Source organism: Teichococcus deserti (assembly GCF_001982615.1).
Lineage (GTDB): Bacteria > Pseudomonadota > Alphaproteobacteria > Acetobacterales > Acetobacteraceae > Pseudoroseomonas > Pseudoroseomonas deserti.
Genome location: NZ_MLCO01000178.1, coordinates 1 through 15671 on the forward strand (window position 1 = coordinate 1; position 15671 = coordinate 15671).

General features: G+C 72.3%; 19 protein-coding genes. 4 read left to right on the forward strand and 15 right to left on the reverse strand.

The window, feature by feature from the left end; all coding sequences use genetic code 11:
- On the reverse strand, positions 1–249 hold a 249-nt coding region (locus tag BKE38_RS17455; protein ID WP_131829630.1), incomplete at its 3' end, for a GntR family transcriptional regulator.
- A 163-nt stretch (positions 250–412) separates the two neighbouring features.
- Here BKE38_RS17455 and BKE38_RS17460 point away from each other — a divergent pair.
- The gene (locus tag BKE38_RS17460) at positions 413–1048 is read left to right on the forward strand and encodes an FMN-binding negative transcriptional regulator (protein ID WP_076958553.1); all 636 of its coding nucleotides are present in this window, start codon (positions 413–415) and stop codon (positions 1046–1048) included.
- Positions 1049–1147: 99 nt separating this feature from the next.
- On the opposite strand, the gene alkB is transcribed toward BKE38_RS17460, so the two are convergent.
- The 7 genes from alkB to BKE38_RS17495 form a co-directional block, all read right to left on the reverse strand.
- On the reverse strand, positions 1148–1795 hold the full coding sequence (gene alkB, locus BKE38_RS17465; protein ID WP_076958554.1) for a DNA oxidative demethylase AlkB: 648 nt from the start codon (positions 1793–1795) through the stop codon (positions 1148–1150).
- Entirely contained in the window at positions 1796–2602 is an 807-nt protein-coding gene (locus BKE38_RS17470; protein ID WP_076958555.1) for a DUF72 domain-containing protein, read from the reverse strand.
- Between the two features lie 111 nt (positions 2603–2713).
- The gene (locus tag BKE38_RS17475; protein ID WP_076958556.1) at positions 2714–3250 is read right to left on the reverse strand and encodes a methylated-DNA--[protein]-cysteine S-methyltransferase; all 537 of its coding nucleotides are present in this window, start codon (positions 3248–3250) and stop codon (positions 2714–2716) included.
- A gap of 5 nt (positions 3251–3255) precedes the next feature.
- A complete protein-coding gene (locus BKE38_RS17480; RefSeq protein WP_076958557.1) occupies positions 3256–3738 on the reverse strand; it encodes a methylated-DNA--[protein]-cysteine S-methyltransferase in 483 nt (160 codons plus the stop codon).
- Positions 3739–3821: 83 nt separating this feature from the next.
- Complete coding sequence (locus BKE38_RS17485) at positions 3822–4775, reverse strand: hypothetical protein (RefSeq protein ID WP_076958558.1); 954 nt, start codon at positions 4773–4775, stop codon at positions 3822–3824.
- A complete protein-coding gene (locus tag BKE38_RS17490; protein WP_076958559.1) occupies positions 4772–5047 on the reverse strand; it encodes an acylphosphatase in 276 nt (91 codons plus the stop codon). Before BKE38_RS17490 ends, BKE38_RS17485 begins: the two co-directional genes overlap by 4 nt.
- 50 nt (positions 5048–5097) lie before the next feature.
- Entirely contained in the window at positions 5098–5802 is a 705-nt protein-coding gene (locus BKE38_RS17495) for an ATP12 family chaperone protein (protein WP_076958560.1), read from the reverse strand.
- Between the two features lie 314 nt (positions 5803–6116).
- On the opposite strand from BKE38_RS17495, the gene BKE38_RS17500 reads away from it, so the two are divergent.
- The gene (locus BKE38_RS17500; RefSeq protein WP_083747629.1) at positions 6117–6755 is read left to right on the forward strand and encodes a GNAT family N-acetyltransferase; all 639 of its coding nucleotides are present in this window, start codon (positions 6117–6119) and stop codon (positions 6753–6755) included.
- Here BKE38_RS17500 and BKE38_RS17505 read toward each other — a convergent pair.
- The 5 genes from BKE38_RS17505 to BKE38_RS17525 form a co-directional block, all read right to left on the reverse strand.
- On the reverse strand, positions 6752–7144 hold the full coding sequence (locus BKE38_RS17505) for an MAPEG family protein (RefSeq protein WP_076958561.1): 393 nt from the start codon (positions 7142–7144) through the stop codon (positions 6752–6754). The two genes, BKE38_RS17500 and BKE38_RS17505, sit on opposite strands and share 4 nt — an antisense overlap.
- 186 nt (positions 7145–7330) lie before the next feature.
- Entirely contained in the window at positions 7331–8113 is a 783-nt protein-coding gene (locus BKE38_RS17510; protein ID WP_076958562.1) for a DUF4394 domain-containing protein, read from the reverse strand.
- A gap of 93 nt (positions 8114–8206) precedes the next feature.
- Positions 8207–8872, reverse strand: coding sequence for an anti-sigma factor (locus tag BKE38_RS17515; protein WP_076958563.1), 666 nt, complete (start codon positions 8870–8872; stop codon positions 8207–8209).
- Positions 8869–9396 (reverse strand): sigma-70 family RNA polymerase sigma factor, encoded by a 528-nt coding sequence (locus BKE38_RS17520; protein ID WP_076958564.1) that lies wholly within the window; start codon positions 9394–9396, stop codon positions 8869–8871. Before BKE38_RS17520 ends, BKE38_RS17515 begins: the two co-directional genes overlap by 4 nt.
- A 4-nt stretch (positions 9397–9400) precedes the next feature.
- The gene (locus BKE38_RS17525) at positions 9401–11551 is read right to left on the reverse strand and encodes a malate synthase G (RefSeq protein WP_076958565.1); all 2151 of its coding nucleotides are present in this window, start codon (positions 11549–11551) and stop codon (positions 9401–9403) included.
- A 386-nt stretch (positions 11552–11937) separates the two neighbouring features.
- Here BKE38_RS17525 and BKE38_RS17530 point away from each other — a divergent pair, with 386 nt between their 5' ends.
- Both BKE38_RS17530 and BKE38_RS17535 read left to right on the forward strand, forming a co-directional pair.
- Entirely contained in the window at positions 11938–13533 is a 1596-nt protein-coding gene (locus BKE38_RS17530) for a gamma-glutamyltransferase (RefSeq protein ID WP_076958566.1), read from the forward strand.
- Positions 13534–13543: 10 nt separating this feature from the next.
- Complete coding sequence (locus BKE38_RS17535) at positions 13544–14203, forward strand: GOLPH3/VPS74 family protein (protein ID WP_083747631.1); 660 nt, start codon at positions 13544–13546, stop codon at positions 14201–14203.
- A 21-nt stretch (positions 14204–14224) separates the two neighbouring features.
- Here BKE38_RS17535 and BKE38_RS31550 read toward each other — a convergent pair whose 3' ends face one another.
- Positions 14225–14455, reverse strand: a complete 231-nt coding sequence (locus tag BKE38_RS31550; protein ID WP_131829631.1) for a hypothetical protein — start codon at positions 14453–14455, stop codon at positions 14225–14227.
- A gap of 59 nt (positions 14456–14514) precedes the next feature.
- Positions 14515–15663 (reverse strand): arabinose transporter, encoded by a 1149-nt coding sequence (locus BKE38_RS17540; RefSeq protein WP_076958569.1) that lies wholly within the window; start codon positions 15661–15663, stop codon positions 14515–14517.
- Between the last annotated feature and the right edge of the window lie 8 nt (positions 15664–15671).

A 15671-nucleotide genomic window follows, 5' to 3' on the forward strand; every position in this document is an offset into this window, starting at 1 on the left:
GGCAGGCGGCGCGGCGGGGGAGGGCGCCAGCCCCGCCACCTGCGGCCGCGCGCCCTGGCGGATCGAAACAAACCCCTCGGCAGCGAGCTGTTCATAGGCGGCGGTGACGGTGGTGCGGGAGACGCCGAGCTCCACCGCCAGGGCGCGCGAGGAAGGCAGCAGCCCCTGGCTGCCATAGGCGCCGGCCAGGATCTGCTGTTTCAGCGTCGCATAGATCGCGCGCCCGCCCGGGCGTGGCTGGACCACCATCTGTCGTCGGAATTCCTTGAGGCCGCCCGGCCAGTGTCGCGCGCGGCGGGGCGGCCGCCAAGCACTACTGGACCAGCCGGATCGGCGCCAACTGGTCCTGCGCAGGCCGGGCGGCTTGCGCCAAAGCTGGGCGACCCCTGCATTCGCGCGAAGAAGCCCCGCCATGTATCTGCCGCCGCATTTCTCCGAGCATGACCGCGCGGCGCTGCACGCGCTGGTCGAGGCCCACCCGCTGGGCGCCCTGGTGACCCAGGGGCCCGAGGGGCTGGACGCCAACCACATCCCCTTCCTGATCATGCCCGGCAAGGACGGCGCGCCCGACCGGCTGGAGGCGCATCTGGCCCGGGCCAATCCGGCGCTGGCGGCGATCGGGGACGGCGCCGAGGTGCTGGTGATCTTCCGCGCCGAGCAGGCCTATGTCTCGCCCAGCTGGTACCCCAGCAAGCATGAGGCGCATCGCCAGGTGCCGACCTGGAACTACCGCGTGGTGCATGCGCATGGCCGCGCCGTGCTGCGCGACGACGAGCGCTTCCTGCGCCCGCTGCTGGCGCGGCTGACCAAGGTGCATGAGGCCTCGCTGGCGCAGCCCTGGAAGATGGCCGATGCGGAGAAGAGCTATCTCGACGCCCGGATGAAGGAGATCGTCGGGCTGGAGATCGTGCTGACGCGGCTGGAGGGCAAGTCGAAGCTCAGCCAGAACAAGGAGCGCCGCGACATCGAGGGCGCCGCCCAGGGCCTGGCCGAGCATGGCGCGCCGGCGCTGGGGGCTGCGATGCTGGCGGCGGCGCCGAAAGGCTAGAGCGGGTTGCCTGCTGAAGGACGCAGGCAATCCGCTCTAGCCTTTTGTTTGATCGCGTGATTCAGGCTTTTCGGTGAGTCCACCTCAAGCCATCACGCTCTAACCCGCCCGGCGGAAGGTCAGGTTCAGCCGGGTGGCGCCCGTCGCCGGGTGGTGGCCCGGCTTCAGCGCCAGGATGCCGTGGTGGAACAGGCGGGACGGCCCGCCCCAGGCCAGCACGTCGCCATGCTCGAGCGCCAGGCGGCGGACCGTGTCGCCGCGCTGCAGCCCGCCCCATTGGAAGGTGGCCGGCAGGCCGAGCGAGACCGAGACGATCGGCGCCCCGGTGTCGCGCTCATCCTTGTCCTGGTGCAGGGCGAGCTTCGCCCCGGGGATATAGCGGTTGATCAGGCAGGTGTCGGGGGCGAAGCCCGGGAAGCCGGCCTCGGCGGCGGCGCGCTCGGCCAAGGCGCGGAAGGCCTCGGGCATGGCGGGCCAGGGGGCGCCGGTGTCGGGGTCGTGCGGCGCGTAGCGGTAGCCGCGGCGGTCGGTGACCCAGCCGAGCGCGCCGCAGCTGGTCATGGCCACCGACATGGTGAAGCCGCCGGGGGTGACCATGTGGCGGAACGGCGCCTGGGCCTCGATCGCCGCGATGCCGGCCAGCAGGTCCGGCGCGGCGTCGAGGGCGAAGCCGCGCAGCAGCAGGGCGCCGGGCGACAGGATGTCCCGGGCGGGCGAGGGCGGCGCGAAAAGGTCGGGCTGCGCCATTCAGCCGCAGCGCTGGATCAGCGCCATGGCGGCGGCTGGATTCTTCACCTTGTGGCCGCTGATGACGTAGAGAAAAACATCGCGGGGAGGGGCTTTCTTCTCCGGCGCCGCAACCGGGTCGAGGCCTTCGGGCGGCTTGCCGGTGGCCCAGGCCTGGGCGCGGGCGGCCCAGCGGTCGAGGTCGGCCGCGGCATAGCCATCGGCCTCGTCCTCCCGCGTGCCCATGATGCGGGCATAGACGAAGGGGGCGGTGGCGTCGGCGATCTGGGGGTAGGCCGAATCCGCCGCCGTGATCACCGCGACGCCATGCTCGCGGGCGAGGGCGATGAAGTCGGGATGCTTGAAGCTGTCGTGGCGGACCTCGACGGCGTGGCGCAGGGTGCGGCCCTCGGCGCTGGCGGGCAGCAGCTTCAGGAAGGCGGCGAAGTCGTCGGGGTCGAAGGCCTTGGTGGCCATGAACTGCCAGTTGATCGGGCCGAGTTTTTCTTTCAGTTCCAGGATGCCGCTGGCGACGAAGCGCTCGATGCTCTGGCCGGCCTCGGCGAGCACCCGGCGGTTGGTGGCGAAGCGCGGCGCCTTCAGCGAGAAGACGAAATCATCCGGCGTCTCGTCATGCCAGCGGGCGAAGCTCTCCGGCTTCTGCGAGCCGTAATAGGTGCCGTTGATCTCGATGCTGCCGAGGCGGGCCGCGGCATATTCCAGCTCCCGCTTCTGCGGGTGGCGGTCGGGGTAGAAGGGGCCGCGCCAGGGCTCGTAGGTCCAGCCGCCGATGCCGATGCGGATTTTTCCAGCCGTCGCCTTGGCCATGCTGTGCGCCTTCTTGCAGCGCAGGAGTCGTCCTGCCTGCACAGTCTGCCCGTCCTGCGCCGCGCGGGAAGGGGAAGGATGCGTGACAAGCTCGATTCCCATGGGGGGATATCAGAGCAAGAAGCTGCCCTGTTCCGGCGGCAGGGGCACGCCTTCCAGCTTCAGCATCAGCCGCTTGGTGACGGCGCCGCCCGGGGCCGAGAAGCCGCCCAGCGCGCCGCCGGCGGCCAGCACCCGGTGGCAGGGGACGATCAGCGGCACCGGGTTGCGCGACATGGCGACGCCGATGTCGCGCGCCGCCTCGCGGCCAAGCCCGAGCTGCGTCGCCAGGCCGCCATAGGTGGTGGTGGTGCCCCAGGGCAGGGCGCGGGTCGCCGCGTAGATTTTTCTCTGTGTTTCGTCGGGGACGTCGGTATCGAGGGGAATGTCCTCGAAGGTCTCGGGCGCGCCGGTGAAGTAGCGGCGGACGGCCTCGATCAGGGCTTCCACCGCCGGCGGCGGCGCCGCGCGGGTGGAGGCGATGTGCCGGGTCAGGGCGGCCTCCGTCGAGGCGGCGTCGTCGGCGGGCAGCTGGAAGCGGGCGAGGCCGCTGCTGGTCCAGGCCAGGCCGCAGGGGCCGGCGGCGGTGTCGAAGACCGTGTGGCGCATGGGGGTCACCTCCGGTGGCGCGCCTCGAGGTCGAGCAGCCAGCGCTTGGCGTCCAATCCTCCGGCGAAGCCGGTGAGGGCGCCGCTGCTGCCGATGGCGCGGTGGCAGGGTGTCACGATGGAGATCGGATTGCGACCATTGGCGGCGCCGATCGCGCGGCTGGCGCCCGGCTTGCCGGCCTGGCTGGCCAGGGCGGCGTAGCTGCGGGTTTCGCCATAGGGGATGGCGCGCAGGGCGGCCCAGTGGCTGCGCTGGAAGGGGGTGCCGTTCTCGGCGAGCGGCAGGTCGAAGCTTTGGCGGGTGCCGGCGAAATACTGGTTCAGCTGGCGGATGGTGTCGTCCAGCACGGGGCTGGGGGCGTCGACGGCCTCGGCGAGGCGGATGCGGCGGGGGTTCTCGCCGGGCCAGAGGATGGCGTGCAGGGCAGTGTCGGTGGCGTAGAGGGTGAGCGGCCCGACTGGCGATGCGATGGTGTGCCTGCGGAGCATCCGGACTGTTCCTGCTGACAGAACAGAAAAAAGATGGGCGCAAACGTATACGTTTGCGGGGGGAAATCATTCCCCCGGCTTTCCTACTTCTTCTTGTGCCGCTCGACGATCTCGTCGAACCGTTCGCGCCGCAGCCGCTCGTAGTGCCGCCGGTGGAAGCCGTCGACCTCGAGCAGCTTGGCCTCGGTCATCGGCTGGAAGTCGTAGGTCTCGCTCTGGGCGATCGTCATCTTGTCGAAGCCCATGTTGCGGAAGTGCTGCGGCGAGAAGGAGTTGCCGCGCTCGCCGATGTAGCGGCCGAAGGAGACCGTGGTCAGCACGCGGGTCATGTCGAGCTCCAGGCAGGCGATCGACTTGGCGGCGTCCTGGGAGGAGGCTTCGGAGGCGATGGCAAGCGGGCGGAACAGCTCGTAGATCGCCGCGTGGTCGCGGGCGTTGTAGTCGCGGCCTTCGAGCAGGGCGTAGTAGGGCGCGAGCCAGGTCATCATGCGGCGCCAGGCGTGGCGGCGCAGCGCGAAGCCCCAGTGGTGCTCGAGCGGGATGTATTTCACCACCGGCCCGGGATAGTCGCGGCGGTGGTCGCCATAGGCGCCGAAATAGGCCACCCGCTCGAAGGGGGCGGTGATTTCCTTCAGGCGTTCGAGGGCGAAGAGGTACCAGGGGCCGAGCTCGAGGTCGTCCTCGAAGAAATAGCCGAGCTCGGCGTTCAGCTCGTCGAAGACCAGGCGCTCGCCGCGCAGGATGTTGCGGGCGACGCCCAGGTTGTGGGGGGCGGCCAGCACCGGGCTGTCGGGGAAGTGGCGGCGGAAGGCGGCGATCGAGGCGGCGATGTCCTCGTCCCTGGCGAAGCGCTTGCCGGTGCGGGGGGAGACGGCGGCGTCCTGCAGCAGGTAGACGCGCTGCGGGTCGATGGTCACGCCGCGTTGCCGGGTCAGGGAGGCCGCGACGCGGTCCAGGTAGTCCGGGCGGTCGAAGGCGTAGAGGACGATCGGCGTGTCGATCACGCGGGAGGCCTCGGTCGACGGGGTCTGGATCAACGGCCGGGCTCGCGGTGGAAGCCGGGCAGCTCGGGGGGGTCTGCGAATTCCTCGGTGATGACGTCGACGCGGGCCAGGCGCGGGCCGGCGCGGCAGGCGGTCAGCAGGGCGCCGACCGCGGCCGCGTCGCCGGCCACCAGCGCCTCGACGCTGCCATCGGCACGGTTGCGCACCCAGCCCTGCACGCCCAGCCGGTTGGCCTCGGCGACCATCCAGTCGCGATAGCCCACCCCCTGCACCCGGCCTTCGATCCGCACCCGCTTGGCGTCCATCCTGGTCGCGCTCCTGTCCGTGGAGAAATCCTGGCGAGAGATAGCCTGCGTCAGCGCCGCGCCAGGGCCAAGAGGCGGGAGGCCAGCGCCACCTCGGCGGCGACGTTGCGGCGGCGCTCGGCGGCCTCGGCATCGGTGCCCCAGAGCTCCTGCTGGAAGTCCTCGTCGAGGAAGGCGAGGCGGGTGGCCTCGTCGGCGTCGATGCGGCCTTCGGCGAGCGCCAGGCCGAGCACCAGGCTGCCCAGCGCCGGGATGGCGACGCCCAGCGCCGCCAGCTCCAGCGCGTTGCGGCGGGCCAGCGCCGCGGCCAGGGCGGCGCGGGAGGCGGCCGGCTGGCTGATCGGCATGATGCCGGTGGTGACGCCGAGCGGCGCGCCATAGGTCTCGGCCGCCCATTCCAGCAGCGGCTGCCATTCCAGGCGCTGGCGGGCGGCCAGCTTCGGCTCGGCGGCGCGGTAGCAGAGCAGGTCGGTGCCGCCATATTCGGCCAGCGCCAGGATCGAGGGCTCGGTGTCGGGGGCGATGCGCTCGAGGCCGGTGGCGACCACCCGGGTCAGGGGGACGTCCTCCATGCGGAACTCGGCGCCCTTGCTCCCGCCGGCTGCCTGCCATTCGGCGGCGACCGCCTCGGCCAGCGGCGCTGAGGGCAGGTTCAGCGGCCCGGCGCCGGGCAGGCGCAGCGGGCGTCCATCGAGCAGCACGGCGTGGCCTTCGGCGGTGGGGGTCGCGACGGCCTGGTCCCAGAAACGCTTCATGGGCTGGCTTATGGGGGGCCGGCGGCACGGCGCCAAGAGGGGAGGGAGCGACTCGGGCCGGCGAATCGAGTCCGCAGGTTCGTGGCGACTCGGGAATGGTTTCGATAGGGTTCCATTTTGGCGAGAAACCTCAAAACCTGTGCGATCCGTCTCGTAGCGAAAGCCTTGCCGTTCAGCCGGGTGTTGCTTTCGCTGCTGTGATTTCCATGAACGACACGTCAATGCGAGGTTGGCCTGTCGCAAGCTGAGACAACCCCCATGCCGTCGCTTCCCCAAGCTTCTCGCGCCCTGCCGCTGCCGATGCGGGACCGCGCATGTCGCCGGTGATCGGGCTGGACGCCCCGGCCGGGTTGCTGCCGCCGGGGCTTTTGCCGGACGGGCTGATCGCCGAGCAGCTGCTGCGCGACGGGCTGGCCCCGATCACCGCACCGCTGCCGCTGATCCTGGAAGCCGGGCCGCAGCACCTGGCTGGCATGCTGGAGCTGTTCAACGAGATCGTGGCGACCAGCACCGCGGTCTATGCCGACCTGCCGGAAAGCGCGGAGCACCGCGCCGCCTGGCTGGCGCAGCGGCAGGCCCAGGGCCATCCGGTGCTGGTGGCGGAAGGCGCCGGGGGAAGCGTGCTGGGCTTCGCCAGCTTCACCGATTTCCGCGGCTGCTTCCCCGGCTTCCGCCACACCGCCGAGCATTCGGTGCATCTGCGCCCCGAGGCACGCGGCCTGGGGCTGGGCGGGCGGCTGCTGGAGGCGCTGCTGCGCCTGGCGCGGGCGCAGGGGCGGCATGCGATGATGGCCTCGATCGATTCCGGCAATGTGCCGTCGCTGCGGCTGCATGCGCGTCTGGGCTTCCGCGAGGTCGGTCGCCTGCCGCAGGTCGGCTGCAAGTTCGGCCAGTGGCTGGACCTGGTGCTGATGCAGAAGCTGCTGGACGAGCGGCCGACGCCCGAGAGCTAGATCAGGATCGCCACGAAGACGGCGAGCAGCCCGGCCAGCGACAGCACCCAGGCCAGGCTGCGCAGATACGGCACGCCCGCGGCATAGAGCGGCAGGTGCAGCAGCCGGCCGGCCAGGAAGGCCCAGGCGCCATAATAGGTCAGCGCGCCGTTCCGCCCCGCCACATGGGCGACCAGGATGGCGGCGGCGAAAAGCGGCAAGGTCTCGAAGAGATTGGCCTGGGCGCGGCGCAGCCGGGCTGTGACGCGGCCGACCGGCGGGCCGGGCTCGTCGCGGGCGCCGGCATTGTAGGCGATGCCGGTCTCGCCGTTGCGCAGCAGCGCCGGCAGCAGCACCTGGACCAGCGCCAGGACCAGGCTCCAGCCCAGCAGGGATAGTTCGGTGGTCATGGCCTGGGTCCTTCTCCGGCGTGCTGCCCGGAGAATGCCGCAGGGGGCGCGCTGTTGCGCCGGAAAAGGAAAACCGGCGGCGGGCCGGAAGAGACCGCCGCCGGCTCCTGGCGCCGCCGCCGCCGAGGGAGGGCTCAGCCGCCGGCGCGCCAACCAGGATCCCCCCGGCGCCCGGGGGGAAAAGGGTTACCGCCAGGCGGCGATGTCGATCACCTCGGCGGCCGGCAGCCGGGCAACGCGGCCGAGCGCGGTGGCCCGCCCGGTCTCCAGCGAGACGGTGTGCAGCGTGCCGCCGGCCAGCAGGAAGGCGGTGTTGCCGCCGGCCGCGTCGGTCAGGATGTCGAAGGCGACGCCGGGCGGCAGGGTGGCGGCGACCTCGCCCTTCGGCTGCTGCACGCCGTCATTCGGCGGCGCCTGCAGGTTCAGCTGGCGCAGCAGCGTGTCGATGGTGAAGAGCTGCGTCGCCGCGGCGCCCTTGGTGCTGTTGGTATAGGCGCCGGCGACGATGCGCGGCATGGTCTCGGCCAGCGGCCCCGCCTGGTATTTCAGCGCGCCGTCGCGGGTGACGGCGCCGGTGTCGGGATGGATGCGGAAGCTGGTGCCGCCCATGCCCATCAGCCGCAGCCGGTCGGCCATCGGGTTGAAGTCGACCACGGCGCGGCCGCCGGAGACGAAGGGCTCCGACAGGCGGGAAACCTGCGTCGCCTGGCCGGTCGCCGGGTCGATGGTGACGATCTGCCCGGCATCGCTGACGCCATAGAGCTTCCCGTCCGCCGGCCGCTGGTCGATGCCCAGCAGCCTGCCCTGCACGCCGCGGATGGTGACGGGGCGCGCGGCCTGGCGGGTGTCGCTGTCGATGCTGACCAGGTGGTTGTCGGCGGTCAGGCCCAGCAGGGTGGCGGCGTGGAGGGGCGCGGCGGCAAGGCTGAGCAGGGCGGTGGCCGCCAGCAGGACGGGTCGCAGGGACATCGGGAGCTCCTTGGACGCAGGCCGGGCGGAATGCCCTTCGCCGGCGTTACGGAGCAGGAAGGCGGCTGGACGCAGCGGGCGCGGAAAAAAGAATCAGCTGCCCGCCGCCGCCGCCAGCCTTCCGATGAACAGGATCGGCCCGCTCGGCCGCGGGTTGGGCGACCCGCCCGGCGGCTCCAGGGTGATCTCGATCAGCATCCCCGGCGAGGGCGCGACGCGGCCCGGCGCGATGCTGACCGCGCCGGAGGGCGGGATCAGCCCGAGCGAGGTGGGCGCCGTCGCCCCCTGCGGCAGCGCCCAGAGCTGCAGCACGCGGCCTTCCGGCGCCGGCTGCGGGTTGAGTGCGGCCAGCCGCAGCCCGCCGCCTTCGGCCTGCACCAGCCAGGCGGGCTGGTCCTGCCGCGACAGCAGCACGGTCATCAGCTGCGGCGCGGGCGCCGGCTGCAGCCAGAGGAAGGCCGCCAGCCCGGCCGCGACGGCGGAGGCCCCCGCCGCCCAGGCCGGCCACAGCCAGTTTCTCGTCCGTTGCAGCGGCACCACCACGGGCGCGGCGAGCGAGGCCTCGATCCGCGCCCACAGTCCGGGCGGTGGCGGCGCCGGCGGGGCCAGGGCCGAGAGCGGGGCCAGCCGCGCCTCCCAGCGGGCGATCGCCGCCTGCAGCGCCGGGTCGGGATCGGCGGCGACGGCGCGGGCGGCGCCGGCCTCCAGCGTGCCGAGCACGTATTCGCCGGCCAGGTCCTCGATTTCGTCAGGCGTCATGTCAGGCAGCCCCGCAGCTGCGCCAGGCCGCGGCGGATCCAGGCCTTCACCGTGCCCAGCGGCAGCTCAAGCTTCGCCGCGATCTGGGCGTGTGACAGGCCGTGGACGAAGGCCAGAAGAATGCCGCGGCGGCGGCTTTCCTCGAGCGCCAGCAGGCAGTCGCGCAGGCGGCGGCCGTCATCGGCGGCGGCGACCTGGGTCAGGGCCTCGGCCTCGACGGGGATGTCGCCCAGCGCCGGGTCGTCGGTCGGGATCTCGCGGCCCTGGCGGCGGGCGATGTCCAGCGCGGCATGCCGCACCACCGCCCCGGTCCAAGCCGAGGCCGCGCCGCGCGAGGCGTCGAACTGCCCGGCCCGGCGGGCGATGTTGAGAAAGCCGTCATGCAGCGCGTCGGCCGCGCGGTCGCGGTCGCGCAGCAAGGCGAGGGCGATGCCGAAGAGCCGCGGCGCCTCGGCATCGTAGAGGGCGCGCAGCGCTGCGCGGTCGCCGCCGGCGATGGCGGCGAGCTGCGCGGCGCTGTCCATCGGGTCAGCCCGCCGCCTTGGCCTCGCGGCGGCGGCGGTGCAGCACGAACTCGGTATAGCCGTTGGGCTGGGTGGTGCCCTCGAAGACCAGGTCGCAGGCGGCCTTCCAGGCGGCGCCGTCATAACCCGGGGCCATCGGGCGATAGGCGGCGTCGCCCGCGTTCTGCTGGTCGACCACGGCGGCCATGCGCTTCAGCGTGTCCTCGACCTGGCCGCGGCTGACGACGCCGTGGCGCAGCCAGTTGGCGATGTGCTGGGCGGAGATGCGCAGCGTCGCGCGGTCCTCCATCAGCCCGACATCGTTGATGTCCGGCACCTTGGAGCAGCCGACGCCCTGGTCGATCCAGCGCACGACATAGCCGAGGATGCCCTGGGCGTTGTTGTCGAGCTCCGCCTGCACGTCGGCCGGCGCCCAGTTGGACGGCGACAGCGGGATGGTCAGGATGTCCTTCAGCTCGGCGCGGGCGCCACCGGCGAGAAGCGCCTCCTGCCGGGCCGCCACGTCGGTCTCGTGGTAGTGCAGCGCATGCAGGGTGGCCGCCGTCGGCGAGGGCACCCAGGCGGTGTTGGCGCCGGCCTTGGGGTGGCCCGACTTCTGCGCCAGCATGTCGGCCATCCGGTCCGGCATGGCCCACATGCCCTTGCCGATCTGCGACTTGCCGCGCAGCCCGCAGGACAGGCCGGTGTCGACGTTCCAGTCTTCGTAAGCCTTGATCCAGGCGGCGCCCTTCATGTCGCCCTTGCGCAGCACCGGGCCGGCTTCCATCGCCGTGTGGATCTCGTCGCCGGTGCGGTCGAGGAAGCCGGTGTTGATGAAGGCGACCCGGCCCGAGGCGGCGCCGATGCAGGCGCGGAGATTGACCGTGGTGCGGCGCTCCTCGTCCATGATGCCCATCTTCAGCGTGTTGGGCGCCAGGCCGAAGGCCGTCTCGATGCGGGTGAACAGCTCGTTGGCCCAGGCCACTTCCTTCGGCCCGTGCATCTTCGGCTTGACGATATAGACGCTGCCGGCGCGGGAGTTCAGCCGCTTGCCGCGGATGTCGTGCAGGGCGATGGCGACGGTGACCAGCGCGTCCAGGATGGTCTCCGGCGTCTCGGCGCCGTCCAGCGTCACCGCGTCGGTCATCATGTGGTGGCCGACATTGCGCACCAGCATCAGGCTGCGGCCATGCAGGGTCAGCCTGCCGCCCGAGGGCGTCGTGTAGTCGCGGTCCGGGTTCAGCCGGCGGGTGATGGTGCGGCCGTCCTTCTCGAGCTTCGCCTCCAGGTCGCCCTTCATCAGGCCGAGCCAGGCGCGATAGACGGCGACCTTGTCCTCGGCATCGACGGCGGCGACGGAATCCTCGCAATCCATGATGGTTGAGACGGCGGATTCCAGGATGACATCGGCGATGCCGGCCGGGTCGTCCTTGCCGATCGGATGGGCGCGATCGAGCTTCAGCTCCAGATGCAGGCCGTGATTGGCCAGCAGGATGGCCTCCGGCGCCTCGGCCGCGCCGCGGAAGCCGGCGAACTTCTCGGAATCCCGCAGCGCCGTGGCGCCGCCATCGGCCAGGCCCACGACCAGCACGCCACCGACGATGGAAAGAGAAGAAACGTCGGCCCAGGACCCGCCCAGCAGCGGCGCCGCCTGGTCGAGCACGGCCCGGGCGCGGGCGATCACCTTCTCGCCGCGGGCGCGGTTGAAGCCGCGCCCGGCCGCGAGAGCCCCGTGCTGCGGGATGGCGTCGGTGCCGTAGAGCGCGTCGTAGAGGCTGCCCCAGCGCGCATTGCCGGCGTTCAGCGCATAGCGCGGGTTGTTCACCGGCACGACCAGCTGCGGCCCGGCGATGCTGGCGATCTCCGGGTCGACATTGTCGGTGGTCACCGCGACCGCGCCGGGATCGGGCAGCAGGTAGCCGATGTCGCGCAGGAAGGCGGTATAGGCCGCGGCATCGACGGGCCGGGCCGGATGGGCGCGGTGCCACGCGTCGATCTTGGCCTGCAGGGTGTCGCGCTCGGCCAGGAGGGCGGCATTGCGCGGCGCGAGCTCGGCCAGGATGCCGGCATAGGCCTCCCAGAAGGCGGCAGGCTGGAGGCCGGTGCCGGGCAGGGCCTCGGCCTCGACGAAATCCTTCAGCGGCTGCGCCACCTGCAACGAACCGACCTGCGCCATGGCAATCCTCCGCTTTGAACCTTCGGTCGGAGTTAACCTGCATCGGCAGGGAGGGGGAAGGGGGCAGGGAAGGCGCAGGCCAGGGGAATGAATTCCCCCTGGACCCCCTTCTTCTTTCTACGGTGACTGCCGTGTCCAGGTGGGGACAGGACGTGAAACGGCCCGGGGGCAGTGCGACCTGCGAGGGAGCGCCATTGTCATGAACGCGTCCCGCCCTTCCTCCCTGGTATCGCCTGCCGCTCAGCGCGGGTGTGGGAATGGCCGGGGATCAGAAAAAAGAAGGGGGTTCGGGGGAATTCATTCCCCCGACCTGCCGCTGTCTCTCTTGCTCCGGCCTCGGAACAGGTCGAGGCTGCGCGCCGATCCGAGAGATGGCGAGAGACCCCATGACCCTTTCCGCTGAGCCGCCGGTTTTCACCACCCAGCACTGGCAGGTGACCAAGCCTGTGGCGCGGGGCCAGCGGGGCATGGTGGCCAGCCAGAGCCGGGCGGCGGCCGAGGCTGGCGTCGCGGTGCTGGAGGCCGGCGGCAACGCGGCCGATGCGGCGGTGGCCACCGCCTTCGCCCTGGCGGCGATGGAGCCGTGGAACTCGGGCCTTGGCGGCATCGGCTTCGCGCTGTTCCACAAGGCCGGCAGCCCGACGGCCGAGCTGCTGGATTTCGGCCCCGTCGCGCCGGCGGCGAGCGACCCGGCCGACTATCCGATGACCGGCCGGATGAAGCAGGACCTGTTCTCCTGGCCGGAGGTCGAGGGCGACCGCAACATCCACGGGCCGCTCTCCTTCGTCATCCCGTCCTCGGTCGCCGGCTACGGCACCATGGCGGAGCGCTTCGGCAGCGGCATGGGGATCGCCGAGCTGCTGGCGCCCGCGGTGGCGCTGGCCAGGCGCGGCCTGCCGCAGGACTGGTACACCACGCTGAAGATCGCGAATTCCGCCAAGGTGCTGCGGCTCTATCCGGAAAGCGCGCGGATCTATCTGCCGGACGGGCTGCCGCCGGTGGCGCCTTACCAGGGCTCGCCCGGCTTCTTCCGGCTCGGCCGGCTGCCGGAGACGCTGGAGCGGCTGGCCGCGGCCGGCTGGCGCGACTTCTACGAGGGCGATGTCGCCGCCTCGATCCTGGCCGACATGAAGACGCTGGGCGGGCGCATCTCGGAGGCCGATCTCAAGGGCTGCAAGGCGGTGGTGCGGCCGGCGCTCTCCATCCCCTGGCGCGGCGGGCTGACCCTGCAGGGCGCCGGCGGCCTGACCGCGGCGCCGACCCTGGCCCGCGTGGTGGCCGAGATGGCGAAGCTCGACCCCGGCGCCACGCCGGACGCCGCCTGGTTCAGCGCCCTGGCCCGCGCCATGCGGGAGGCCTATGCCGAGCGGCTGACCGGCCTGGGCGCCGGGTCGGAGCTGGTCGGCGCCGAGCCCTCCGAGACCTGCACCACCCACCTGACGGTCGTCGATGCCGAGGGCAACATGGTGGCGATGACCACGACGCTGCTGTCCTCGATGGGCAGCCGCGTGGTGCTGCCGGGCAGCGGCGTGCTGATGAACAACGGCATGATGTGGTTCGACCCGCGCCCCGGCTCGGCCAATGCGATCCGCCCCGGTGCGCGGCCGCTCTGCAACATGTGCCCGGTGACGGTGGCCGACGCCTCCGGCCCGATCCTGGCCGGCGGCGCTTCGGGGGGGCGGCGGATCCTGGCGGCCGTCTATCAGGCGCTGGCCTTCAGCCTGGATTTCGGCATGGACCCGGAGGCCGCGGCACATCACCCGCGCATCGACGTCTCGGGGTCCGAGGGGGCGACCGCCGATCGCCGGCTGCCGGCCGACGTGCTGGCGGCGCTGCAGGCGCAGGGCGGGCTGACCACGGTCGAGCACGCCGTGCTGCCGGTGAACTTCGCCTGCCCCAACTTCATCCGGAAGGAGGGCGAGGGCTTTGCGGGGGTCAGCGACGTGATGACGCCCTGGTCGGCTGCCCTCGCCGCGCATTGAGGCTGCCTCGATGACTGAAAGTCCCCTGCCGGTCACCATGCCGGAAGAGATCCTGCTGCTGACGCTGGACGACGCCACCGGCCGGACGGTCGGCGCCTCGGGGGTCGCGGCGGACCTGGCCATGGCGGGGGCGATGCTGATGGAGCTGGCGCTGGCCGGGCGGATCGACAGCGACCCGGACCAGCTCTACCAGACCGATCCGGCGCCGCTGGGCGAGGCGCCGCTGGATGCGCTGCTGGCGCGGATCGGAGCGCAGCAGCCGCCGCAGCTCAGCCGCTGGTGGATGGAGACGCTGGCGAAGGAGGCGGCCAGGCTGCGCGCCGCCTGGCTGGAGCGGCTGGTCGGCCGCGGCATCCTGAAGCGCGAGAAGGGGCGGGTCTTCTGGGTCTTCCCCGACCACCGCTATCCGAAGCTGGACGACCGCCAGACCCGGGAGGTGCGCGCCCGGCTGCGCGGCGTCATCCTGGCCGACGCGATCCCGGAGCCGCGGGATGCCATGCTGATCGGGCTGTGCCGCATCACCGGGCTGATCCCGCTGCTGCTCTCGGCCGAGGAATCCGCCCGGGCCGAGGGCCGCGTCGCCCAGCTGGCGGCCTTGGAAGAAATGGCGCGGTCGCTGGCGGCCTCGGCGCGCGATCTTTCTTTCGGCGGGCCGCAGGGGGAGGGCTGAGCCGCCCGTCCCGCCGGCTGCTCAGTCCAGAGGCGTGTCGAAGGGGCTGGGCTGGGTCTGGCCGAATCGCGCTCCGCCGGGACCATAGAGCGTGGGCGAATGCCCGGCAGCAACACCATCCAGCGCTTCCTCGGAGAGCTCCGCCGATGGCGGCGGGACGGGGGGCGCCGCTTCGGGGAATGTCTTGGCCGGGGTCTGGACCGAGGTCGCGGGCAGGGTGTCGTCGGCGGGGGTGGCGGGCTTCTGGCTCATGGGCGGCAGGCTATCGCGGGGTGCTGCCGCCGCCCAAGAGAAAGCGTCTATCGCGGCGATCAGGCCGCGCGGCGCAGCGCCGCCATGCGCAGCAGCATCAGGAAGCCGCCCGTGGCCGCCAGCCCACCCACCAGGAACACCGCGTCATGGCCGAAGCGGTCGGCCAGCAGCCCGGTGACCGGCCCGGTCAGCCCATAGGCCAGGTCCTGATAGGCGGAGAAGCCGCCGGCCGCGGTGCCGCGCAGGTTGGGGGCGACGCGGCGCATCACCTCGATCCCCATGGTCGGGAAGATCAGCGAGCAGCCGAGCCCGGTCAGCGTCGCGCCGAGCAGCGCCAGCTCCGGCCCGGGCGCCAGCCACAGCAGGTATTGCCCGGCGGCCTCGACGGCGATCGAGGCCAGCGCGACCGGGATGCTGCCCAGCCGGTCCGGCAGGTGGCCGCCGACCACGCGCACGGCGACGAAGGCCAGGCCGAAGCAGGTCAGCCCCAGCCCGGCATGCGGCCAGCCGCGTGCCAGGAAGAGCAGCGCCATGAAGGCGCCGATGGCGGCGAAGCCCACCCCCTGCAGCCCGACCACCAGCCCTGGCTGCCAGATGCGGCCGAGGATGCGCCAGAAGGAGGGGCGCTCGCCGCCCGGCGGCGCGACCGCCGCGACGGGGGCGACCAGCAGCAGGCCCAGCAGCGGCAGCAGGGCGCAGGCCAGCATGGCGCCGGCGAAGCCCGCCTGCTCCATCAGCGCGAGGCCGAGCGGGCTGCCGACGGCGAAGGCGCCGTAGAGACCCATGCCGACCAGGCCGAAGACGCGGCCCGACCGCGCGGGCCCGGCGATGCCGAGCGCCCAGGCGACCAGGCCGACCGTGGCCAGGCTCTCGCCCCAGCCGAGCAGCAGCCGGCCGGCGACCAGCACCGCATAGGCCAGGCCCGGCGGCAGGCCGGGCAGGGCCGAGGCGGCGCAGACCAGCCCGGCCAGGGCATAGATGGCCAGGCCGCGGATCATGCTGTGCTTGCCGCCGCGCTGGTCGGACAGGCGTCCCGCCAGGCCGCGGGTCAGGATGGTGGAGGCGAAGGCGATGCCGACGGCGATGCCGGCCAGGGCATTGCCATAGCCCAGCCCCGCGGTGACCTGCACCGAGGTCACCGGCAGCGCGATGGCGACGCAGAGATAGGACAGGAACAGCGCGGCGGTCAGCCAGACGACCTGGCGCAGGTCGCGGG

What these genes read in the sequence shown, in the direction of transcription:
- BKE38_RS17460 (WP_076958553.1), top strand. Translation starts at nt 413, where the DNA reads ATGTATCTGCCGCCGCATTTCTCCGAGCATGACCGCGCGGCGCTGCAC.
- alkB (WP_076958554.1), bottom strand. Translation starts at nt 1,795, where the DNA reads ATGGCGCAGCCCGACCTTTTCGCGCCGCCCTCGCCCGCCCGGGACATC.
- BKE38_RS17470 (WP_076958555.1), bottom strand. Translation starts at nt 2,602, where the DNA reads ATGGCCAAGGCGACGGCTGGAAAAATCCGCATCGGCATCGGCGGCTGG.
- BKE38_RS17475 (WP_076958556.1), bottom strand. Translation starts at nt 3,250, where the DNA reads ATGCGCCACACGGTCTTCGACACCGCCGCCGGCCCCTGCGGCCTGGCC.
- BKE38_RS17480 (WP_076958557.1), bottom strand. Translation starts at nt 3,738, where the DNA reads ATGCTCCGCAGGCACACCATCGCATCGCCAGTCGGGCCGCTCACCCTC.
- BKE38_RS17490 (WP_076958559.1), bottom strand. Translation starts at nt 5,047, where the DNA reads ATGGACGCCAAGCGGGTGCGGATCGAAGGCCGGGTGCAGGGGGTGGGC.
- BKE38_RS17495 (WP_076958560.1), bottom strand. Translation starts at nt 5,802, where the DNA reads ATGAAGCGTTTCTGGGACCAGGCCGTCGCGACCCCCACCGCCGAAGGC.
- BKE38_RS17500 (WP_083747629.1), top strand. Translation starts at nt 6,117, where the DNA reads ATGTCGCCGGTGATCGGGCTGGACGCCCCGGCCGGGTTGCTGCCGCCG.
- BKE38_RS17505 (WP_076958561.1), bottom strand. Translation starts at nt 7,144, where the DNA reads ATGACCACCGAACTATCCCTGCTGGGCTGGAGCCTGGTCCTGGCGCTG.
- BKE38_RS17510 (WP_076958562.1), bottom strand. Translation starts at nt 8,113, where the DNA reads ATGTCCCTGCGACCCGTCCTGCTGGCGGCCACCGCCCTGCTCAGCCTT.
- BKE38_RS17515 (WP_076958563.1), bottom strand. Translation starts at nt 8,872, where the DNA reads ATGACGCCTGACGAAATCGAGGACCTGGCCGGCGAATACGTGCTCGGC.
- BKE38_RS17520 (WP_076958564.1), bottom strand. Translation starts at nt 9,396, where the DNA reads ATGGACAGCGCCGCGCAGCTCGCCGCCATCGCCGGCGGCGACCGCGCA.
- BKE38_RS17525 (WP_076958565.1), bottom strand. Translation starts at nt 11,551, where the DNA reads ATGGCGCAGGTCGGTTCGTTGCAGGTGGCGCAGCCGCTGAAGGATTTC.
- BKE38_RS17530 (WP_076958566.1), top strand. Translation starts at nt 11,938, where the DNA reads ATGACCCTTTCCGCTGAGCCGCCGGTTTTCACCACCCAGCACTGGCAG.
- BKE38_RS17535 (WP_083747631.1), top strand. Translation starts at nt 13,544, where the DNA reads ATGACTGAAAGTCCCCTGCCGGTCACCATGCCGGAAGAGATCCTGCTG.
- BKE38_RS31550 (WP_131829631.1), bottom strand. Translation starts at nt 14,455, where the DNA reads ATGAGCCAGAAGCCCGCCACCCCCGCCGACGACACCCTGCCCGCGACC.